At 39.8% G+C, this 23,904-nt stretch carries 17 protein-coding genes; 11 read left to right on the top strand and 6 right to left on the bottom strand.

From position 1 onward, the window contains the following. Positions 1-126: 126 nt before the first annotated feature. Entirely contained in the window at positions 127-1,998 is a 1,872-nt protein-coding gene (locus B2W36_RS05065; protein WP_209579087.1) for a DEAD/DEAH box helicase, read from the bottom strand. A gap of 262 nt (positions 1,999-2,260) precedes the next feature. Between B2W36_RS05065 and B2W36_RS05060 the strand changes: the two genes are divergently transcribed. From B2W36_RS05060 to B2W36_RS05035, 6 genes are all read left to right on the top strand, one after another. After that, a complete protein-coding gene (locus B2W36_RS05060) occupies positions 2,261-2,875 on the top strand; it encodes an RNA polymerase sigma factor (RefSeq protein ID WP_209579088.1) in 615 nt (204 codons plus the stop codon). A 128-nt stretch (positions 2,876-3,003) separates the two neighbouring features. Next, positions 3,004-3,966, top strand: a complete 963-nt coding sequence (locus tag B2W36_RS05055; protein WP_293886618.1) for a FecR family protein — start codon at positions 3,004-3,006, stop codon at positions 3,964-3,966. Between the two features lie 162 nt (positions 3,967-4,128). Then, positions 4,129-7,482, top strand: a complete 3,354-nt coding sequence (locus tag B2W36_RS05050) for a TonB-dependent receptor (protein ID WP_293886617.1) — start codon at positions 4,129-4,131, stop codon at positions 7,480-7,482. Positions 7,483-7,697: 215 nt separating this feature from the next. Beyond that, on the top strand, positions 7,698-9,053 hold the full coding sequence (locus tag B2W36_RS05045) for a hypothetical protein (RefSeq protein ID WP_209579091.1): 1,356 nt from the start codon (positions 7,698-7,700) through the stop codon (positions 9,051-9,053). Between the two features lie 55 nt (positions 9,054-9,108). Next, entirely contained in the window at positions 9,109-9,912 is an 804-nt protein-coding gene (locus tag B2W36_RS05040) for a hypothetical protein (RefSeq protein ID WP_293886616.1), read from the top strand. Between the two features lie 68 nt (positions 9,913-9,980). Beyond that, a complete protein-coding gene (locus B2W36_RS05035; RefSeq protein ID WP_293886615.1) occupies positions 9,981-10,160 on the top strand; it encodes a hypothetical protein in 180 nt (59 codons plus the stop codon). A 48-nt stretch (positions 10,161-10,208) separates the two neighbouring features. Here B2W36_RS05035 and B2W36_RS05030 read toward each other — a convergent pair whose 3' ends face one another. From B2W36_RS05030 to B2W36_RS05010, 5 genes are all read right to left on the bottom strand, one after another. Further along, a complete protein-coding gene (locus tag B2W36_RS05030) occupies positions 10,209-11,567 on the bottom strand; it encodes a S41 family peptidase (protein ID WP_293886614.1) in 1,359 nt (452 codons plus the stop codon). A 181-nt stretch (positions 11,568-11,748) separates the two neighbouring features. After that, the gene (locus B2W36_RS05025) at positions 11,749-13,074 is read right to left on the bottom strand and encodes an OmpA family protein (RefSeq protein ID WP_293886613.1); all 1,326 of its coding nucleotides are present in this window, start codon (positions 13,072-13,074) and stop codon (positions 11,749-11,751) included. Positions 13,075-13,221: 147 nt separating this feature from the next. Continuing rightward, a complete protein-coding gene (locus B2W36_RS05020; RefSeq protein ID WP_293886612.1) occupies positions 13,222-14,571 on the bottom strand; it encodes an OmpA family protein in 1,350 nt (449 codons plus the stop codon). A gap of 90 nt (positions 14,572-14,661) precedes the next feature. After that, positions 14,662-15,504: a universal stress protein gene (locus tag B2W36_RS05015; protein ID WP_293886611.1), complete on the bottom strand. Its 843-nt coding sequence runs from the start codon at positions 15,502-15,504 to the stop codon at positions 14,662-14,664. Between the two features lie 12 nt (positions 15,505-15,516). Next, a complete protein-coding gene (locus B2W36_RS05010) occupies positions 15,517-16,365 on the bottom strand; it encodes a universal stress protein (protein WP_209579098.1) in 849 nt (282 codons plus the stop codon). Between the two features lie 421 nt (positions 16,366-16,786). On the opposite strand from B2W36_RS05010, the gene alaS reads away from it, so the two are divergent. From alaS to B2W36_RS04985, 5 genes are all read left to right on the top strand, one after another. Continuing rightward, positions 16,787-19,402 carry an alanine--tRNA ligase gene (gene alaS / locus B2W36_RS05005; RefSeq protein ID WP_293886610.1) on the top strand — a complete coding sequence of 872 codons (2,616 nt, stop codon included), beginning with the start codon at positions 16,787-16,789 and terminating at the stop codon, positions 19,400-19,402. Positions 19,403-19,461: 59 nt separating this feature from the next. Then, positions 19,462-20,559 (top strand): TlpA family protein disulfide reductase, encoded by a 1,098-nt coding sequence (locus B2W36_RS05000; protein ID WP_293886609.1) that lies wholly within the window; start codon positions 19,462-19,464, stop codon positions 20,557-20,559. A gap of 103 nt (positions 20,560-20,662) precedes the next feature. After that, complete coding sequence (locus B2W36_RS04995) at positions 20,663-21,358, top strand: response regulator transcription factor (RefSeq protein ID WP_209579101.1); 696 nt, start codon at positions 20,663-20,665, stop codon at positions 21,356-21,358. A 141-nt stretch (positions 21,359-21,499) separates the two neighbouring features. Then, the gene (locus B2W36_RS04990) at positions 21,500-22,837 is read left to right on the top strand and encodes a dihydroorotase (RefSeq protein WP_293886608.1); all 1,338 of its coding nucleotides are present in this window, start codon (positions 21,500-21,502) and stop codon (positions 22,835-22,837) included. A gap of 8 nt (positions 22,838-22,845) precedes the next feature. Next, positions 22,846-23,904, top strand: a complete 1,059-nt coding sequence (locus B2W36_RS04985) for a S66 peptidase family protein (protein ID WP_293886607.1) — start codon at positions 22,846-22,848, stop codon at positions 23,902-23,904.

Here is a 23,904-nt window from a genome sequence, read left to right as displayed (position 1 = left end):
CCGTATTCAATTCATGGATTAATGCGTATGTAAGAGGAGATGGTGGTATACAGAAAAAGACTCTGGTATATCAAGCTATGTGCTTTTATACCAGAGTCTTTAAACTCTATTTTAAATACTGTTTACTTAGTATTTACTTTTTGATTCTTTACGTTTTCCAGAGAAATCACGGAAGCCACCGCCATTGTTACTGCTACGCTCACGTCTCTCGCCGCTGAATCCGCCTTCACGTCTTCCGCTGCGCTCGCCGCCACCATATCCACCTTCACGTCTTCCACCGCGATCACCGCCACGATATCCACCTTCACGTCTTCCGCCACGTTCACCACCACGGCTTCTTCCGCCACGGTCGCTACGGCCTTCACTTTTTCCTTCACCAGATACTTCGATACGTACTTGACGACCGTTGTAATCTACGTTCTGGAATCCTTGGAATACTTTCTCAACTTCAGCATCTTGAACTTCAAAGAATGTAAATACACCCTTTAAATCAATTTTACCAATAGATTTTCCTGAAATGTTCGCATTGTTACAGATAAAGCCCAACATGTCTCCACGAGAGAATTCATCTACTGAGCCTAAGTTCATAAATAAACGCGTGTAACCTTTTGAACCTTCACGAGAACGACCATCACGTCTATCACCGCGGTCTTCACGAGAACCGTCACGCGCTTCGATATTTAAATCTGGTGCGTTTTTGTAATAATCCAAGAAACGGTTGAACTCAAGAGAAGCAAATCTTTTGATGATATCTTCTTTGGAAAGAGATTCCAAATTTTCCATAATTGCTGGCAAGAATGGGCTAATTTGTTCATCGTTCACTTCAACATTTTCAATCTTTTTAACGATCGAAAATAATTGTTTTTCGCAAACTTCAGCACCTTGAGGGACTTGCTTTTTCTCAAAAGGCTTACCAATGATCTTTTCAAGATGACGGATTTTACTCAATTCTTTCACATTAACTAACGAAAGAGAAATACCAGTTTTACCTGCACGGGCGGTACGGCCAGAGCGGTGTGTGTAGTTTTCTGTTTCATCCGGTAACGAGAAGTTGATTACGTGCGTTACGTCACTAACATCAATACCACGGGCAGCTACATCTGTTGCAATCAAGAGTTGTAAGCTACGGTCACGGTAACGTTTCATTACCTTGTCACGTTGTTGTTGAGATAAGTCACCATGCAGCGAGTCTGCATTGTAACCATCTTTAATCAACGCTTCAGCAATGTCTTGCGTCTCGATTTTTGTACGACAAAATACGATACCAAAGATATCAGGATTTGAATCTACAATACGTTTGAACGCCGCATATTTATCTTTTGCTTTGATCAAATAGTAATGGTGTTCAATGTTGGCATTACCCGTATTTTTTGTACCTACAGTAAGCTCAACAGGATCGGTCATATAATTCTTTGCAATACGACGCACTTCAGAAGGCATCGTTGCCGAAAATAACCAAGTTTTTTTCTCGTCAGGGGTTTCTGACAAAATGTTGTTGATGTCTTCTTTGAAGCCCATATTGAGCATCTCGTCCGCTTCATCTAATACAACATACTTTACATTTGAGAAATCAATCGCATTTCTGCCAATGATATCCAACATACGACCTGGGGTCGCTACTACAATTTGCACTCCACGTCTAATTTGACGTAGCTGGTCTGAGATATTTGCACCTCCATATACAGCAACAACATGTACGTTGTTAACGTATTTAGCAAATTTTTCTAAATCTTTTGAGATTTGTAAACATAATTCCCGAGTAGGGCAAAGGATTAATGCCTGTGGGTGTTTTTGAGAAAAGTCTAATTGCTCTAATAATGGAAGACCAAATGCCGCGGTCTTTCCTGTGCCAGTTTGGGCTAATCCGACAAAATCGTCGTTACCAGTCAATAAAACAGGAATGGCTTTTTCCTGAATTTCAGAAGGTTTTTCGAAACCTAATTCTGAGATGGCATTAACAACTTCCTCACGGATTCCCAGTTCTAAAAATGGGTTCATGAAATATTATATACAATAGGCACTATTGCCTAAGGCGTTGCAAAGATAAGAATAAAATCGGAATAAACAAATAATTTAAATAATTGATTTTTAATGAGATTGAAAAATCTCAAATCAAAGTGTAAAATTTGACCAACGGGATAGAGATAATTAAGGGTTGAAAAGTATTGTTTTCATGGTAAACTATTTTGCTTTTTTTTGTGCGTTCTTTATTCATTTATTAATAAAAACTTAATATCCCAACCTTATTTTTGATGTTAGTATGGATCAAATACCAATTATATATCAGCAGTGGCTAAGGGCTATTAAAGAACGGGATGATACTACTGCGTACGCTGCGTTATATCAATATTGTTGGAAAGATCTTTACCAGCACGCTGCCCGGCGTATTCGCGATTCCCAGGATGTGGAAGATATTCTTCAAGAACTTTTTGTTCAATTTTGGGAAAAGCGTCATACGATCGATATCCAGATGAATCTTCCTGCTTATCTCAAGGGAATGCTCAAATATAAAATTATAGATTTTTTCAATTCCAATAAAGCAAAAGATAGCCTACTGGATCATTGGAGCAAACATATTTTTGATTATGTACAGCATCATCCCGAAGAACTTGAAACTTACCTCCTACTAGAAAAGATGCTGGAAGATGAATTGGAAATTATGCCGCATAATATGCGGCAGGTACTTTTGCTAAAGTGGGAGCATCTATCAATTCGTGAGATCGCTTTACGCGTGGGACTTTCGGAGCAAACTGTGAAAAATAACCTTACCGAAGCATCCAAAAGACTTAGAAAAGCGATAGTTGATTATCAAAACGTTCAAAATGGTAGTTTTACTCTCTTGCTAATTTTTGTTTTGGACGAAATTTCCAGGTAAATAGCAGTTGTTTGTAAGTGATTGTGGACTAAAAATCGACTTAACAATTCTTTTATAAAACATTAACCATTTATTGAAGTACGTTCTGACATTTTTGAAGACTTGTATATAAACAGCAAGTAAAAAAAGTGAAAAGAAGAATTTTTGAATCCTTAATCTATAAATACCAGCAGAATAAAGCCGACAAGGCCGAAAGGTCCTTGATTGATCACTGGTATGATACGCTCGATCGACAGGAAATCCCTGAAGGAGAGGTTGATGAGGTTCGGTTGTGGAATCGAATAGAGCAATGTATTATACAGACTAAGCCTAAGAAATCAGTCATTCGGAAGCTAAGCTATTGGAGCGGAGCAGTTGCCGCTAGCCTGCTATTGTGTTTTGGTGTTTTATTTTGGAAAAAGCAGCAAGATCTGAATTTCTCCCAAAACGAATTGAGTTTAAAGCCGGGGTACAGAATTTTTGAAACCGGTGCGTCACAGCGTAAACGGGTGCTTTTAGTTGATGGATCTATTGTTGTGATGAATGCGTATTCCAAAATTAAATTGGATACGGTCTCCTACGACAGGAAGGATCGCGTTGTCGAACTTCTAGCTGGAGAGGCTTATTTTGAGGTCAAGAAAGATTCCACAAAAGCTTTTATTGTGAATGCCCGACAAATACAGACCAAGGTGCTGGGGACCTCTTTTACCGTGAAAAACTATGCGGAACTGGATGATATATCGGTGTCTGTATTTACAGGTAAAGTGCAGGTAATTGCCAATAATAATCCGCTGGGTGTGCTGACCCGTGGCGAACAGATCCGTTATACCAAAAATAACCACAATAGTAATCAGGAGACTTTTGATCTGACGACACGTAATAGCTGGATGGAGGGGAGAGTTTATCTTAAGCAAAGCAGTTTTGCAGAATTGGCACTGGCGGTCAAAAATATCTATGATGTGGATATTAAAACCTACGACCAGCGCATTGCCCAACAACGGTATAGCATGCCGATATCAAAGCAGCTGTCCTGGACGGCAACCCTAGAAAGTATCAAAGCAATTCATCACAACAAATCCAGGAAGGAGGGCAGGATAGTGCATATTTACTAGTTTGGGGATAAAAAAAGAGCTGACGACGGCCATCGTCAACTCTACATGATACACCATTTAGCGATGGTATAAATAACATATACAACAACTTATAGAGATATTATATACGCATACAAAATTATGAAATTTAAGCAATACGTTACGCAAAACGATATTAAGTTTATGATAAGGACATCGTTGGTAGGTTTACTTCTTTCGATCGTGTCTGCCGAAATGCTTTTAGCTTCGGGTGCATACGGCCAGTTACTCAATAAAAAGATTACAGTTTCTTTTAGTGAATCCAATATTCCGGCGGCTTTCGAACGTTTGGAATCCCAAAATATACATATCGCTTTCGATGCAGCGAAATACAATCTGGCAAAGAAAAAGGTAAATGCCAAAATCTTTAAAAGTAATAGTGTCCGCGATGTCATGCGTTATCTGCTCAGGGAGACTGACCTGATGGCTCATGACAACGGTGTCTATATTACATTGATCGAAAAACCAGTACAGCAGAATGGGTATATTTCAGGTAAAGTTATTGATGATCGCGGTCAGCCTTTGGCCAATGCCAGCATCAAACTGATCGGGGCCAATAAATCAACCCAGAGCGGGATCGATGGGAGCTATCTTTTAAATGCTGCACCAGGAACCTACATGTTGGAAGTCAGCTACCTGTCTTACCAGACTCAACGTGTTGAGGGGGTTAAAATACAGGGCGGACAACGGACGGGGTTAAACATTGCCATGAAGACGCAGGTAAATGCGCTAGAAACGGCTATTGTCAGTGTCTCGTTTAAAAAAGCTTCCGTAGCCGGATTGTACGCGGCGCAAAAAAATGCAGTGTCGGTGACGGACGGAATATCCGCCGAACAGATTGCCCGAACACCGGACAATGATATGGGGCAGGTTTTAAAACGTGTTACCGGATTGACCACCGTCAATAACCGGAACGTCATTGTGCGGGGGATGTCCGATCGCTACAATCAGGCCATGTTGGACGGTGTGGTGATTCCGAGTACTTCGCAGAATAGACGTGATTTTTCTTTTGATATTATACCGACAGAGATGGTGAGCTCGGTGGTGGTCAATAAAACGGCAACCCCGGATGTATCCGCTGAATTTTCCGGCGGACAGGTTTCGGTGAATACGATTGATATTCCTGAAGAGAATTTTACAACAATACAAATTGGATCAGGAAGTAATAGTCAAACTTTGGGGAAAGATTTTTACCGACTTGGAGAGCGACATACAAGTGAATATTTCGGTTTCTTTGACAAATCTTCAAAAATGCCCGATGGAATAAGAACCTGGCAATGGAATAGTAGGTCTTTACTATTAGATGCGCCCCCAGGTTATATTTTGACAGACGAGGAATTAAATAATACCCCTTTAAATCCAACTGAATTTGGCGATGCTGTGAAGTACAACGATTTGGACGCTATCGCACAGTCCAAACGCTTTAACAGTGATGCCATGAAGCAATATAAATATAAAGCTTACCCTAATCAGAATATGCGTTTGTCGCTTGGTCGCTTGTATCAGTTAAATAACGGAAATCGATTCGGCTTTGCAGCTTCGGTAAACTTTAGAAACGAGCAGAATATTGTTGCTTTCAATAATACGAGGGGGTCTGCATTAATTGGAGTGCACTATATAGATAGTACTGGTATCGGAGACAATGGTGCCAGCACCTCTTATCGCTTTAACAGTAACGCTGGATTGGTTGCAAATATGGGGTATCAAGCGGATGGATTTAAAGTTTCTTTACGAAATATATATGCACGTACATACGCCAATAATTACAATGAAAGTATTCGAAAAGTATACACTGACCCTGATCCAAAAGCAAATAGGCTGACGTATCAATTACCTGAGGCGATGTCGTTGCAGCAGCATCAGTTGATCGGAGAATATCAGCTGCCCTGGCATGTAAAAGCGGAGGGAATGTTTACCATCAATAAGATTAAACAGCAAATATTAGATGAACGAAAGCTCTCCTATAGGATAACCACCACGATAGACGATCAACCTTATTTTCAAACACCTAATTTATTGACAACTGCTGGATTTTCTAATAAAGGGGCGGTAACTGATTGGCGAATGTGGACTAGTATAGATGAAACCGATTATAATTGGAGCGCTGCATTTTCTCGGAAATTTCAACGGGGCGCAGGAGTATCAACTCTTGTAAAATTAGGTTACCAGGCTTGGACCAAAAAAAGAGCGTTGGATTTGTTTAAATTTTTACCTATGACACGATCGACCTTGGTTGGCAAGGTTAGCATACCTGCCCCTCCAATTGAGTCGAGTTATGATAGATTATTTTCAAATGAAAATATCGGAAATGGAGATGGACAGGCATATTATTATGCCGAAGGTCTTGGCGGAAGATATTATAATGGAGAAATGAGTTCCCATGCACTTTTTTTAATGGCTGATCAAAGGCTATGGCAAAAATTGCGGTTGGTGTATGGCGTAAGGGCTGAATATTTTGATCTTAATAGTAGACAGGAGGAACTATATAAAAGAAAGTATCAAAAGGGAGATACAAATGGTGCTGAAGCCTATGAACTTGGTGTAAAAGAAAATAACTGGCGGTTTTTACCATCTATTAATGCCACATTCAGTTTAACCAATACATTCAATATTCGAGGAAGTTATGCGCGTACGGTAATTCGTCCGGATTTTAGAGAGGTAGGTATGTTTGCGATGTATGATTTTGAATTAGATGGTTATGTGTCGGGAGAACAAGTGCAGAGTACTGTGATTGATAATCTGGATATGCGTTTTGAATGGTATCCGTCTTCCGGTGAAATAATATCCCTCACGGGCTATTATAAGTATTTAGACAAACCGATAGAGCTAGTACATCGAGGAGACGATAAGCGGAATTATACTTTTGCAAATATGGAATCTGCAAGGAATTTAGGAATAGAATTAGAAATTCGAAAAAACTTTGCCTTTATAGGCGATAAAGAATGGCTAAAAGATCTATTTATATCAGCTAATGGCACGCTTCTGAAATCAAAAGTCAATGTGTTATCCCATTGGGAAACTATTGATGGCGCCACCCCCGATGGACCTAAACGTCGCCAGTCGCGTTATCCGGGGCAAGATAGACCTTTGATGGGACAATCGCCATGGCTGTTAAATCTCGGGTTTGGTTATTGGGGCGATTATTTCGGAATTACGACAAGTTATAACCATAGGGGGTATCGGACAAATATCGGAAATTTTAACCTCTCAGCAGTTGAATATGAATTGGCTCCAAAGCAGTTGGATGCACAATTTTATGCACGTTTTTTAAATAAAAAAATGGAAGTCAAACTTAATTTGGCTAATCTGCTTGATGATTGGACACGCTATTATGAAAACACTGAAGGGTTTACGACTGCCAATGATCCTCAGACAGGTGACTATGTCACCACAAAAGTAAAGGGAGATAATAAATATAATAAAGCGGATGGGGATATAATAACCTACCGTAAAAAGGATGGAAGAAGATTTAATCTTTCAGTTACTTATAATTTTTAAATAAAATACCTGCGCGAGGCAGTTTCATATCACTCTTCAATAATGTACATAAGTTCCGCGTTTGTCCACGCCGCACAACAGGGAAATAAGACAGAAAAATACAGAAAACGGGTGATTGAAAACAACTATGCAACCTTATGAAATGCTATCCCATAGGGAAGCATAGTCTAAAAAATGATCTTGTGATGGCAAAACTAGTGATTATTTAACACAAAATGAAAAAAATCTTAACAGTAGCAAGCGTATGCGCAATCGCATTGGCTTCTTGTAACAAAGACAATGTAGGACCTAATTCAGATTTGAATGCTGGTTTGCCAAACAAACCTCAGGCAACAATCCCAACAGATGCTGCCGGTATTATTACGAAGACTACGCTATCTGCGGATACCGTATGGAAAATTGATGGAGTTGCTTTCGTAAGACCGGGTGCGACATTGACGATTCAAGCGGGGACTTACATTACTTCTGGTTTAACTAAAGCTTACGATGACCAAATCACCGGAATAACACAAAATATCAAAGGTGTTTTGGTTGTGCCTAAAACAGCGAAATTAATCGCTAACGGTACTGCTTCCGCACCAATCGTATTTACTTCTCCAAATGCGGCAGGATCTCGTAACCCTGGTGATTTCGGAGGGGTCGTATTGTTGGGTAGCGCAACGACCAATCAAGCCGCCACTAGGAGAATCGAAGGGATTCCTCAACCTGTGGGGGTAGACGTTACTTATGGTGGTACCAATGCTGCAGATAATTCAGGCTCATTGAAATATGTACGCATTGAATTTGCTGGTTATAACTTAACTGCTGATAACGAGATTAACGGACTAACATTGGGCGGTGTCGGTACTGGGACTACCTTGGAAAATATTCAGGTGTCTTGGGGTAAAGATGATGCGTTCGAGTTTTTTGGGGGTACTGTTAATGCGAAATACTTAGTTGCATTATCAAATGACGATGACGATTTTGATTTTGATCATGGCTACACAGGAACAATTCAATATGCGTTGTCATTAAAAGATCCTAATTCGACGAATAGCACCTCTAGTGGTAGCTCGGATTCAAATGGTCTGGAGTCTGATAACGAGGGAACAGCACCATATTCTGCTACTCCTAAAACTCGCCCAGTATTGAAAAACTTTACTTTCTTAGGTATAAAGGATGCGACTGTGGCGAATACAAAACTGAAATTTGGTAACCGTTGGAGAAGAGCGTCAGAATACGATATCCAAAACTCAATTATCGCCGGTTATTCAACAGGTGCTGCATTCGAGGGTGGTGCAACAGGTACGTTTACGGGTAACGTTGTACACGCTTATACTGCAGCTTTTAGTGGCGGTACTCCTACAGGAAACCAAACAAATGTTTCAACCGATGCAACAACGTATTTGAAACTGGCGGGCGCTGGAAATATCTTTTATCCTACAACAACTTTATTTAACCCGGCTTCCTTAAGGCCGCTGTCGACTTCGCCAGCATATGGTGACGGCACGACGACTTATAAAGGTGCTTTCCATCCGACAACTGCTCCTTGGACAGCTACTTGGACTCAATTTAATCCAAAAAATTATTAATATTTATTTGTTGAGTGAGCCATTTTTATGGCTCACTTTTTTAAGTTGCTTCTATATGATAAAAAATATATTTCTATATTTTGGCGCCCTTTGGATCGGGTGTATGTTATCCTCCTGTCAAAAAGGCGAGGTGGTTCAAATGCAGGATGAAATCGCACGCATTGCTTTTAGATCCTATAGCTCTGCGTCTGTGGATGTAAAAAGAGTAACGGTAGATGGAAAAGTTGCTAATCCAAGCGATGCTAATTTTATTTTTATACGAAATAAAGATGCCGATTCTTCATTGGTCGTTGCATTTAATAACAAGGATCAGGTGGTCCTAGAGCAACGGCTGCCCCTCAAATCAGGATTAAATACCTTTGGTGTTCATAGCAAGAGTCCCATTGATCCTTCCTTGGTTGTTGGACCGAACCCTTTAGGTGATGATGTAAAGCCGATTCCGGGTGTGATACAGGTAAAGATATTGAATTATAACAGGACGATTTCACCAAAAGGCGAGCCGATTCGATTGGCGGTTTATCAAGGTAAACCTGTTTATGATGAAAGTTGGGGAATGGATTTGGTCAAATATGACGAAACTCCGATCCTGACTACTGGGTTGATATCGGATAAAATCACCGAAGAATTTATCAAGATACCAATTGATCCCCTTTTTGTAGCAAAGGCCCAGGTTTTGGATAGCGATTTAAAGCCAATCCTTGTGGATGGGCAAAATGTCTATTTGTTCTTTAATTTTTCGGTAGATGTAGGTATTGTATATCTTCCTCAAAAAGAATCCGATGCTTACTTAGATGTTGATGCAGTTTCTGAAATTGGCGGTATAGGCTATAGCTTGGAGAATATCTGGTTAAGAAAATAGGAGATTTGAAGAAAATACAGCGACGTCAATAATGAGGTTATAGGTAAATCAATTAGCATAAATTCATCATGAGAGGCATCAGCGATTTAAAACATCGAAAACTATTGGCGATCTCCTTGGAAATCCAGGGAGATCTGAAGCAGGTTGTAGATTCGGAAGTCCTTTACAAATTGCGTCGGGAATTTACCAATCTTAATGAACTCTCGTCCTTTTCGCAAGTTAGCCAAAAATGGGCAGACTGGAGCTGATCTACGTATGGTCATTACCTCATTGAATTCCTGCGCACACTGATAAAACTATTGTCCGGTCTTGTCCTGTGCACTCACGTCAATGGGTATTGTCTGATAACTACTGCCCATATATTTTGGAGTTAAAATATTCATTTTTTCTGTTGCATTGGCAAAACCCTTGGCTCCTGTAGTCTTATTGCTGATTGTTCGTAGTGCTTCCCGAATCAATGGATCTCTGGAATCACCTATCGGCACCAAAGGTAAAAAGGCAAACTCATCCGTTACTTTCTGCGGAGAAATTCCATTACTGTAATTTCCTTGTCCTGCTTTATTATATATTTTATAAATCATTGGGATCAAATGCCAGGCACGTTCAGCGCCATGAATTTCCTGGGGTGTAGTTAGTGTGGTCGATGCCATATCTTTTCCATAGGTTTTATTGCCAACCTGAACAACCTCCACATACGGAGCTAATCCATTCATTAACATTTCAGACGCAGATGCCGTGTTTGGCCCTGTAAGCATATAAATTCTTTTTAAATGTAAACCTTGTTTTAAAATGTCTTTCGCTGAAAATGAATAGCCATCAGGCTGACCTTGCAGTGCTGCTGCGAAGCTGTCTTCTCTATTTTTGATGTTTCTGTTACCTTGGTATCTGGCAAAAATGTCATTTTCTTTGATATCTGCTAATAAAAGTGCACAAAATGCAGCAAAAGCAACTTGTCCGCCTGGGTTGTAACGTAAATCGACAACCAGCTGCTGGACCTGTTGTGACTTGAAATGTTGGACAACTTCCAATAGTGAATAAGCGCCACTAAAGTCAAATTGGCTTAAAAAGATATAACCTACAGTGGGGGAGGTGGAGATAAGTTTAGCTGCATAGAGGACCGGTTGCGAAATATAGGAAGAGGGCAGATTGAATAGTTTACCATCGTTACGCTTTAATTGCATCGTTGGTAACGGTAAGGATTTGTCTAGCAGTAATCGCATATTGCCTTGGTTTATGCGCTCATTGTTGATATGGCTTATCCTGTCGCCTCGCTGGAGCCCCATTAAATATCCTTCGCTAAACGGAACAACTTGAGTAACCAGTTGGATGGTTTGATCAGTGGTTCGGACTTGTACCATATCGAATCCAAAGGTGTTTGTCAAGGTATTGCCATAGGTGTCGCTGTTAAGTGTCTGTAATATGCGGGAGTAATGGTCTTCTTGAAATAGGAGATTTTTAAAAAATAGATCGGGAGCTTGCTGATGATCATTTGTTTTCCCGATTTTATCGTTCCAATAATAGTATTGTTGCATCTGCTTTAACGTCCATTGATTGATCGTTGCATTTGACCCCGGATCGTTCAGCGATGGATCCTTTTCACAGGCGGAAACAAGTAGTGAAAAAAGGGTTAAAACAAAAACGGTTGGTTTACGCATTTTTTAAGACTTAGCTTCATAAAAATACATATAATGTATGTATTGTTGGTGTTATCTTTTTGTTGTTCAGATGTTTATTTGTTATGAACACGACGGAGATTTCAGATTTAGTCCGTTAATGCCATAAAAAAAGGCATCCCTGGAGAGGGATGCCTTTGGGCTATATATCGAAGAATACCGATTAATAAAGTGTAAACTCTACGCGGCGGTTTTGTTGACGACCATCAGCAGTTTTATTGGATACGATAGGTTGGTCAGGACCGTAGCCTGTAGCTTCAATGCGAGATGCATTAGCGCCTTGTGATACAAGATATGCTTTCACCGATTCAGCTCGTTCTTTTGATAGACGCATGTTCAATTCACGGGAACCTGTATTATCGGTGTGTCCAGCTAGTTTTAGACTGAAGTTTTTCTCGATCAACAGTTCTGCAACTTTATTCAATGTAGCGTATGAAGTAGGACGTATTGTCGATTTTCCCAAATCGAATTCCAAGTTCTTAATGGCATCAGCAACTACTTTTCGGTCAGCTTCTGTCACAACAACCTTTTCTACAACTCTAGTTTCGTTTTTCACCACAATTGGACATCCAGAACCATCTACTTGTACACCTGAAGGAGTACCCGGGCATTTGTCATATTTGTTGGCAACACCGTCACCATCATCATCCTTCAAATCACTGTTCAAACCATCTAATTGATTTTGTAGCGCTTGGTTCTTAGCATTTAAAGCATCATTTTGTGCTTTAAGGTCATCATACTTCATGGTGTAATCGTTGACTAATGTCGCGACAGGATTTGAATTGTTTAAAGCAGGTTTGCTACCACTACCCAATGCAAATTCTAAACCACCATGGATGTAAGTAAACAAGTCATTTTTATATTGACCGGCTTGAATGCCATCAAAGTTTTGGTTAACCCAGTTTAATTGATAACCTAGCTCGAAGTTAATACCTTTAGCGACAGCAAATTTAAATCCCATATCCAATGGTACGTAAATTTTAGAAATGCCATCCGCTTCCTGAGAAGTTGATCCGGTTGTTAAGGTAGTTTTGCTATTCATCACACCCATACCGATCGATGCATAAGGCTTGATGAAACTGTTGAAAAATCTCCAGTTGGTGTTGGCCGCTTGGAATTCGCCCGACAAGGCCGCAGACCATGGTGTTTTAGCTTCAAAAGATTGTGTTCCATCTTTAAACGCTCCACCAGTCTTACCCCCAAAGTAGCTCGCCTTGATGCCAAAAGAAGGAGAAATTTGCTTTTTAATGTAGGCACTATAGCCCAAATTCCACGCTAAATCCTCATAATTTGCACGGTTAAAGCCAGCAATGTTCGTTTGATTTGTCACCCCGGCACCAATACCGATAGACCATGTTCTATATTGTGTAGCTGGTCCAAATGGTGTTGTTCCTTCAATGGATGATGCTTTTGCATTTTGAGCATTTGCAGTATTCGCAAATAAGCCCGCAGATGCAAGTGCGAGTACGAATTGTAATTTTAGTTTCATATAATCTCTGTTTGTATAAACCGCTACAAAAATAATAATTGGAAAATTAAATTTGCTAAAGGTTTGTAGTTGAAATATGACAATCAGATAAATAAAAAGGTGCTTTTAACTTAAAAACACCTTTTTATTTATCTGATTTATTAGTTATTAATAAAGTGTGAACTCAACACGGCGGTTTTGTTGACGGCCAGCTGCATTTTTATTGGTTGCAATTGGTTGGTCAGGACCATATCCGGTGGCCTCTATACGTGAAGCATTTGCCCCTTGCGATACTAAATACGCCTTTACAGCTTCTGCACGTTCTTTAGACAAACGCATATTTAATTCGCGTGAGCCTGTATTATCTGTGTGACCAGCAAGCTTTAAGCTGAAATTCTTTTCGATTAATAAAGCGGCAACTCTATTCAATGTCGCATAAGAGCTAGAGCGAATAGTTGCTTTACCTAAATCAAACTCCAAGTTTTTGATCGCATCAGCAACAACTTTCTTATCTGCTTCTGTAACCACAACTTTCTCTACGACCTTGGTTTCGTTTTTAACAACAATTGGACAACCCGATCCATCCACTTGGACACCAGAAGGTGTGCCTGGACATTTGTCGTATTTATTAGCAACGCCATCGCCGTCGTCGTCTTTTAGATCATTGTTGAGACCATCCAACTGTCCTTGTAACGCTTGATTTTTAGCATTCAATGCATCATTTTGAGCCTTTAAGTCATCGTACTTGACCGTGTAGTCATTGACAAGGGTTGCGACAGGGTTAGAATTGTTTAAAGCAGGTTTGCTACCACTACCCAATGCAAATTCTAGGCCTGCATGAGCATAAGTGAATAAGTCATTTTTGTATTGTTGACCCACTGGGTTATCGGTACCCATTCTGTTGTCAAAACGTTGGTTCGCCCAATTCAATTGGTAACCAAGTTCAAAGTTGATACCTTTTGCTACGGCGAATTTAAAACCAAAATCTGCCGGTACATAAATCTTAGAATACGAGTCACCATATTCTCCTCTGTTCCCGTTAGCGATTGCAGCGGTCTCGGCGTTCATTACACCAACACCAATGGATGCGTACGGTTTAATGAAGCTGTTGAAAAATCTCCAGTTGGTATTTGCTGCTAAAAACTCGCCCGACAACGCTACAGACCAAGGTGTTTTAGTTTCAAATCCTGTCTGTTTATCGCTATTAACGTAGCCTGATGTTTTTCCACCAAAATAAGTAGCTTTCAATCCAAAGGAAGGGGAGATTTGCTTCTTGATGTAAGCACTATAACCCAAATTCCAATCCAATTTATCGTAACCACCGTTGTTAAACTTGGCGATATTTTGCAAGCTCGTTACACCTGCTCCCACACCGATCGACCACGTTCTATATTGTGTTGCCGAGCCTAATGGTGTTGTGCCTTCAATTGATGCGTCTTTTGTGCTTTGCGCAAAGGATGCGGTGGATAAAATTCCTGCCGCAACAAGTAATCCTGATTTTTTAAGGCTAATTTTCATAATGCGTGTTTGTAAAATTATCTACTATAATACTGTTGTTAAATTAACTCACTGAACACTCTTGCAATAAATTTGCCAAAAATTATTTGGTTACTCTACACGCCCAAAGAAGTTTGGCACTTCAATTTCAAAAGCCAGATGCTTAACAATATTTTCAGTAAAAATGTTTTGAAAAAAAGTTTTCCTGCTTTTTGTAATCAAAATAACATCAATGTCTTCGTCCCTGATAATGGTATGAATACCGTTAGCCACATTCTCTCGAGAACCCGCAAAATAACTAGGCGATTTGACAATGTATGAAATGTCTTCAATGCCAGTTTCACTAATAATCTCTTCGATCCAGTTTTCTAGTTTTTTTCCTAATACTTTGATTTCCAGTTCATTTTTATTAATGTGAATCAGTTGAAGATGGAAGTCTTTGCCATATAACGGAATAGCTTGTTTGAGCACTTCAAGTTCGCCAGGTTTGAAATTTGTTAACAAACCAATGGTATCCTTTTTGAGCTTTATCGCATTTTTTGGAACAGCTAAAACAGGTATTTTGGACTCTTTAATAACATCATAAGTATTACTTCCGATCAAAACAGATTCGAGTCCTGTGACTCCTTTTGTACCCATAATGATCGTTTGGTATGTCTCTTTTATCTCTTGTTTTTCCAGTGTTTCGGCCAAAATACCGTTGTCAAATAAGGTAGAAATTTTAAGTGAAGGATATTCTTGTAGAAGTTCGGCTACAAGCTTCTCCATTTTCTGATGAGCTTCCACCTCCGTAGGGTCTACTAAATGCTTCGCATTTGCAAATTTATTGCTGTGGGATGTGAACGAATGAAAGAGTGTGATCTCATTATTTGACATCGCAGCCACTTGCGCTGCATAAAATGCGGCTACTCGTGCATTTTCGGAATAATCGACAGGTATTAATAGTTTAGACATGGCTATAAGGTATTATGCTTTTGTGAAAAATATCGGGATTAACGGATGGCTAAATAATGCTTTTGCGACCGAACGCGAAAAGACGCGTTCAAAGAATGATTTTCTCGATCTTGTCACTAATAGAATTTTTATCTTTTCGTTATGGATCATCTCGTTAATGACTTCTGGAACTGTATCTAGATCCTCAATATCACCTTGGATCGAATCAACTTCTATTGCAATATTGGTTACGCCGATATGTTTTTTGATCTTATATTTCCATACTTCAAGCTTATCCTCGATTCTATTTTCTGATGAGTGATCGTAGTGTACATGCATAAGTTTTAACTCAAAATCTTTACCGATAATATTGACAAAGTCTTTGACTGTATGGATCTCTTCTTCTTTAAAATTGGACAGTAAGCCGACAGTATCTATAGGTGTATAATATGCTTCGTTTGGAATGGCTAATACAGGTATTTTGGCTTTTTTGCTAATGACATACGTGGTGCTGCCAATAAGCTTACTGTCCTCATTGGTGATGCCCTTAGTGCCCATAACTAGAAAATCAAACTGATCCGGAGTAGCAAGTTCAGGTAGCGTTTCTGTAATCATACCTCGCTCACATTGTGTCGATATTTGAAGTGTAGGATGTTGTAGCTTTATTGATTCTGCTAGATCTTTGATAAGGATATCCGCTTTAAAAATTGGAGAGTTTGCGTCATTAGGGCTGTTTTCTTCCTCGAACACCGCAGAAGCAGAGGTGTAATTGTGATAAAGGTGGAGCGCATAACCCTTTTCCAGGGATAGGTTCACCGCATAATTAACAGCATTGATAGCATGAGCCGAAAAATCTACCGGTAGTAGAATGTTTTTTTTCATTAGAAGGAATTTAATCTACAAAATCTAATCTTATTTATTTTGCACTAGGGAATGTGCTGGAAAGCATACCCAATTCCCTATTTTACTATCAAATGTAATAAAACAAATGTAATTGTGGATGACCTCAGGTCAAATAGTTTTTATCGTTTTACATGTGAAAGCTGAGAAGTTTTGCACAAATATGAATAACGAATAACACTTTTAGAATGTTATATTTAATATCAATTTGTGATTGCTGTCACCAATAAAATTGGTATGTCTTAACTGGCTGAATGTTAGCATCTGAATTTTTTGTTTGAAAAGTCAAAGTCGCACTTTTCGTTGTTTAGAGAAAACGGTCGTTTCAAGGTCAATATATGGAATTCCACATTGCATAACCTATCAATTTTGAGTAAGTTTGCACATATTTTTAGATAATTAAATGACAAGTAGAGAAATTCGTCAGGCCTTTTTGGACTTTTTTAAAAGTAAGGGGCATCAAATAGTACCATCAGCACCAGTAGTTGTAAAAAATGACCCAACTTTAATGTTTACCAATGCGGGAATGAATCAATTCAAAGATTTATTTCTGGGTGAAGCACCCATTAAATTTCCTCGCGTTGCCGATACTCAACGCTGTTTACGTGTTTCTGGAAAGCACAATGATTTGGAAGAAGTCGGCATTGACACCTATCACCACACGTTGTTCGAGATGTTAGGAAACTGGAGTTTCGGTGATTACTTTAAGAAAGAAGCGATTGCTTGGGCTTGGGAACTATTGACAGTTGTATATAAGTTAGACAAAGACCGTCTGTATGTAACTATTTTTGAAGGAGATGCCAAAGAAGGCTTGGAGCGTGATATGGAAGCTTTCAATTTCTGGAAAGAATGGATTAGCGAAGATAGAATTCTCCTTGGAAACAAGAAAGATAATTTTTGGGAAATGGGGGAGACAGGACCTTGTGGGCCTTGTTCCGAAATCCATTTTGATATGCGCAGCACAGAAGAGCGTGAACAAACTTCCGGACAGAGTTTGGTGAATGCAGACCACCCTCAAGTCATTGAGATCTGGAATCTCGTATTCATGCAATTTAATCGATTGAAAGATGGCTCGCTTCAGTCGCTACCAGCTAAACATGTTGATACTGGAATGGGCTTTGAGCGTTTGGTGCGATGCATACAGGGTAAGACTTCCAATTATGATACCGACGTATTTACACCTACTATCGATTTTATCGCTGAAAAATCAGGTATAAAATATGGGATAGATGAAAAGGCCGACATCGCCATGCGCGTAGTTTCTGATCATATCCGTGCAGTAAGTTTTGCAATTGCTGATGGCCAACTGCCATCCAACAATAAAGCAGGCTACGTGATTCGCCGTATTTTACGCCGCGCGGTACGTTATGCTTATACATTTTTAGGCTTTAAAACCCCTTTTATTAACGAAATTGTACCTGTATTGGCGTCTCAGTTCGCAGGCGTATTTGATGAATTGATTCAACAACAGGATTTTGTACAGAAAGTGATCTTAGAAGAGGAGGTTTCGTTCCTTAGAACCTTATCCACCGGTGTACAGCGATTTGAAAATTATGTGGAGAATAACGTTGTCATTAAGGGGGATTTTGCTTTCGAACTCTATGATACTTACGGATTCCCGATCGACTTAACGGAATTGTTAGCGCGTGAAAAAGGCTTAACTGTCGATATGGAAGGTTTCAGCCAAGCACTTCAAATTCAGAAAGATCGTTCTCGCGCTGCCACAGCTATTGACACCGGTGATTGGATTGAAGTAAATGAAGATGAAGGGTTTGAATTCGTAGGCTATGATACATTAACTGCCGTTACTGAGGTTGTTAAATACCGTAAAGTTGTAGCAAAAAATAAAGAGCAATTCCAATTGGTGCTTTCAGTTAGCCCCTTTTACGCTGAGGGTGGGGGCCAAGTGGGCGATTCTGGGGAATTGATTTCGGAATCAACAGGTGAGAAGATCTATATCACAGATACTAAAAAGGAAAATGGGCTATTTGTTCACTTTACAAACAAATTGCCGCTTGAATTGAAAGGTACATTTATAGCGCAGGTTGATAAAACCAAAAGAACCGATACCGAAAACAATCACTCGGCAACCCATTTATTACATGCAGCTTTGAAACAGGTATTGGGAAATCACGTGAACCAAAAGGGATCATTGGTTAACGCCGATACTTTACGTTTTGATATCTCTCATTTTGCGAAAATGACCGACGAGGAGATTAAGCAGGTAGAGGATATTGTCAATGCTAAGATTCGCGAAAATATACCCTTGAAGGAAGAACGGAATGTTCCGTACCAACAGGCCCTTAATTCGGGTGTTACAGCCTTATTTGGGGAAAAATATGGTGATTTTGTGCGTGTGATTACTTTTGAAGATCAATATTCCAAAGAACTCTGTGGGGGTACACATGTCAAAGCAACGGGTCAGATCGGGTTTTTCAAAATTGTTTCCGAATCTGCTGTCGCAGCTGGTGTCCGTCGTATCGAAGCAATTACGGGAACGCGCTCAGCATCGGTTATCCGTGAACATTTTGAATTGGTTCATCACCTGAAAGAGCTCATGAATAATCCAAAGGATTTTGTGTCTGCGTTAGGTAAAATCATCGATGAGAATGGTGCCTTGAAGAAAGAAGTCGAGAAAAGTATCACAGAAAAATCGTTAGCCTTGAAGGCTGATTTAGAAGCAGAGATCCAACAGGTTGGACCGATTAATTTCTTGTCTACCATTGTTGATCTTCCAAATGCTGAAGCTGTGAAAACATTGGCGTATGCTTTAAAAGGTGCTGTCACTAACTTGTTTTTAGTAATAGGTGCTGAATTTGATGGTAAGCCAAGCTTGACTGTTGTTTTATCCGACGAACTGGCTAAAGAAAAAGGATTAAATGCAAGTACAATTGTTCGAGAATTAGCTAAGGATATCCAAGGAGGGGGCGGTGGTCAGCCTTTCTTCGCGACAGCTGGAGGTAAAAATCCTGCGGGATTAAAGGTCGCAATTGCGCGCGCAATAGACTTCTTGAAATAAATTTAAGAGCAGTTAAATAAGGCTATTAAGGATAGGTATTAACAACTAAAAATAAACGGATGAAAAAGGCAGTTTTTTTTGCGGTAGGAATTGTTGGTTTGATGATGAGTTGCCAAAATAAGGAGCAGTTTACCATTGCAGGAAATGTCGAAAATCCTGGCAATGTCAAAGTTATTTCGTTATATGAAGGGGATACAAAACTCGATTCTATGTTTTTTGGCGACAATAACAAATTTCAGTTTGTAAGGCCTGCTAGCCAATCCAGATTATTATCTTTGCGGGTAGGTAAAAATCGGTATGATTTGATCGCCTCTCCTGGGGAGACCATTACTTTTAATACAGACCTTCATAAGGATGTCAATGATTACCAGGTGGAAGGTTCTGAATTGTCAAAAACGATACAGCCCTTTGCCAAAGAACGGAACTATCGCGATTATGTGCAGGATTCCTTGCAAACGGTATTTTCTAAGCTAACTTCGAACTCGACAGCAGACGAGATTGAAAAGATTCGTGCAGAATATAAAGCCAAATTTGCAGAAGTACTACGTACATATACGAAGAAAGCGGTCGATTTTTCGAATAAACACAATGATTTGGCTGGATTTTATGCCATCTCCACCTTAGATCCCGAAGTGGCGGAAAGTGAAATTATTGCTTATGCCGATAAAATAAAGGATGAATTTACGGAGAATAGGTACGTGACCCAATTTAAAGAGGAAACCCAAAAGCTAAAAAAAATGGCGATTGGGCAGCCTGCTCCTGAACTGATATCCTTTACACCATCCAATAAAGAAGTGAAGTTGTCTAGTTTTAAAGGTAAATATACATTGATCGACTTTTGGGCTTCGTGGTGTATGCCTTGTCGTCAAGAGAACCCTAATCTTGTTCGGTTGTATAATGCCTTTCATGGTAAAGGATTTGAAATATTATCTGTTTCATTTGACGACAATCCTGGTTCATGGATGCGGGCTATCGAAGATGATAAGTTGACTTGGACACATGTATCTGATTTGAAAGCTTGGAGCTCGCCTGTTGTTATCGATTACCGGGTTAAAGCCTTGCCTACTTCCTACATCTTAGATCCGAACGGTTTTATTATAGCGAAAAATCTACGCGGAGAGGAGCTGGGGACGTTTTTGAAGAAAACAATTAAGTAATCCTTGTGTTATTGTTAAATAGCATATTACTTAATAATTTGGTAACATAGGGTTAACTGATTGTTATCATTTTGTTTATAATTTAGCAAAAAAAATAAGACAAATGAGTTCTTCGAAACAAAAGATTTTAATTGTTGATGACGAAAAGGATATCTTGGATTTAATTGCATTCAACTTAAATCGTGAAGGTTATCAGGTCTCTACAGCGCAAAATGGGGAAGAGGCGATCAACGTTGCCAAACAGGTAAATCCTGACCTGATCATTTTGGATGTGATGATGCCCAAGATGGATGGAATTGAAGCTTGTCGCATTATGCGGGCAATGCCTGAATTTAAAAGCACATTCATGGTATTTTTAACTGCTAGAAGCGAAGAGTATTCGGAGATTGCTGGATTTCACGTTGGTGCAGATGATTATATTGCAAAGCCAATTAAGCCCCGTGCTTTAATGAGTCGCATCAATGCTATCTTGAGGAGAAATGCCACTGAAGAATCGGATGCCTCTGTTCAGGATAAAATTGAAATTTCCGACTTGGTTATTGATAGGGATTCATTCTTGGTCTACAAAGGAGAACAAAAGATTGTTCTAGCGAAGAAAGAGTTTGAGTTATTATATTTATTGGCATCAAAACCAAATAAGGTGTTTACACGCGAGCAGATCTTAAAGAGTATTTGGGAAGATTCTGTTGTAGTAACCAATCGCACGATTGACGTCCATATCCGCAAGCTGCGCGAAAAGATAGGTGACGATTATGTAACCACTGTAAAAGGTGTGGGATACAAATTCGATAAAGAATAAAGGAAGAGGCTGAGGCCTCTTCTTTGTTTTTCAAATCCTTGGGAAAGACATCCTATTCAGGCATCGAACTCTTTCGCCAGATCATTTGATATCACGGTTACAAATCTTTACTTTTGACCTAAAGCAAAGTAAAAAATCAACATGTCATCTATTCTTATAAAATCTGCACAACTTGTTAATGAAGGTAAAGTTGAGGTTGCTGACGTATATATCAGCAATGGTCGCATCGAAATGATTGCTCAGGAAATTAACCATCCTGCTGATCAAGAAATCAATGCGGAGGGACTACATTTATTCCCTGGGCTTATTGATGATCAAGTTCATTTCAGGGAACCAGGATTAACATATAAAGCGGATATATGGCATGAAAGCCGCGCAGCAGTGGCTGGAGGCACCACCTCCTTTATGGAAATGCCTAATACGGTTCCAAACACATTAACGCAGCAGTTACTTCAAGATAAGTATGATATTGCAGCTAGAAATTCGCTGGCTAATTATTCATTCTTTATGGGAGCGGCGAACGATAATCTTGAGGAGGTCCTCAAAACGAATCCGAAGAATGTATGTGGGATAAAAGTTTTTATGGGTTCTTCTACTGGAAATATGTTGGTGGATAATGAAAAAGCATTGGAAGGGATTTTTGCGAATGCTCCAACCTTAGTAGCTACGCATTGTGAAGATGAGGCGACGATAAAGGCCAATCTGGCTTTATTTAAAGAGAAATATGGCGAAGATGGACTGAAAATTGAGATGCACCCCCTAATTCGTTCTGAAGAGGCTTGTTACTTATCATCCTCAAAAGCTGTCGAACTCGCAAAAAAATACCATACGCGCTTGCATATCCTTCATATATCAACTGCCAAAGAAATTGCACTATTTACGAATGATATTCCATTAAAAGATAAAAAAATAACCGCTGAAGCTTGTATTCATCACCTGTGGTTTTCTGACCAGGATTACGCCTCAAAAGGTAACTTTATCAAATGGAATCCAGCGGTTAAAACAGCGAATGATCGCGACCAGATTCTAAAAGCTGTACTGGATGGTCATATCGATGTGATAGCGACAGATCACGCTCCGCATACCATGGAGGAAAAATCTCAGGCCTACGCTTCCGCGCCAAGTGGAGGACCTCTTGTGCAGCACGCATTGCAAGCTTTGCTCGATATGGTCAAAGCCGGAAAAATGACCCTGGAACAATTGGTGCAAAAGTCTGCACATAATACGGCTACATTGTTCGAAATTGAAGATAGAGGTTACATTCGTGAGGGATATTGGGCAGACCTTGTATTGGTCGACCTCAACAAGCCGTATACCGTATCGAAAGCTAATATCCTGTCAAAATGCGGCTGGTCGCCTTTTGAAGGACATACATTTAGTTCAACAATCGAGCATACTTTCGTATCGGGTGAAATTGCTTTCTCGAATGGACAGCTGATTGAAAAAGGTGCTGGAGAACGTCTGTTGTTCAACCGATAGTAATTAACATGATGAAGAAAAGGGCCTTTATAAAGTCGATCGCTTTAGGCGGATTGTCAATTCCTATGTTAGGGATGACACAGTCAGGGAAAGATCAAACTGAATTGTTCGGTCAAGCTGCTTTACTTGCGACGAAACTAAAACTGGGTGATACCATAGGATTAATAACGCCAGCTGGTGTGTTGGATGATGAGGAGTCAATTCGCATTGCAGGTGAAGTATTTACAACGCTAGGTTTTAACATTAAAGAGGGGAAGCATATACGCAGTCGATACGGCAATTTGGCGGGTACAGATCAAGAGCGTATTGCAGATATACACGATATGTTTGCAGATAAGAGCGTCAATGCGATTGTCTGCATCAGAGGCGGTTCGGGGACATCCCGTCTTTTGGATAGATTAGATTATAAGCTGATAGCAAGTAACCCAAAAATCTTATTGGGATATTCGGACATTACAGCCTTAATTTTGGCATTGTATGCCAAAACGGGACTTGTGACATTTCATGGTGCGGTGGGTATCAGCACCTGGACAAAGAAGTTGGCAGAAGCTTTCAATGCCCAATTTGTAGCCAACAGGCCGTCGATATTTGAGAATCCCAAATCGAAAGGTGATAACCTTGTACAGACCAAAGACCGAATTGCCACCATTCATCCTGGTATAGTAGAAGGAACATTGCTGGGTGGAAATATGACCGTACTGACCGGCTTATGTGGTTCATCCTATCTGCCAAGCTTTAAAGACGCCATTCTTTTTATCGAAGAGGTGGACGAAGATATGGAACGTGTTGATCGCATGTTTTGCCAGTTGAAAAATGCTGGTATACTGGGGCTAATCAAGGGGTTTATTTTTGGCAAGTGTACCGATTGTAAACCATCTGGGGGATATGGATCCGTAACACTTGACCAATTATTCAACGATTATATCAAACCGTTAAAAATACCGGCTTATACTGGAGCTGTCATTGGACATATTGCCGAGCAATTTATTTTGCCAGTAGGAGCAAAAGTCCGTATAGATGCATCGCAAGGAACGATTGCTTTAATGGAGCCAGCGCTAAAAGATTAA

This window comes from Sphingobacterium sp. UBA3549 (genome assembly GCF_002376635.1).
Taxonomy (GTDB): Bacteria; Bacteroidota; Bacteroidia; order Sphingobacteriales; family Sphingobacteriaceae; genus Sphingobacterium.
Note: the sequence above shows the minus strand (reverse complement) of the source record. Positions and strands in the feature narration are given on the sequence as shown.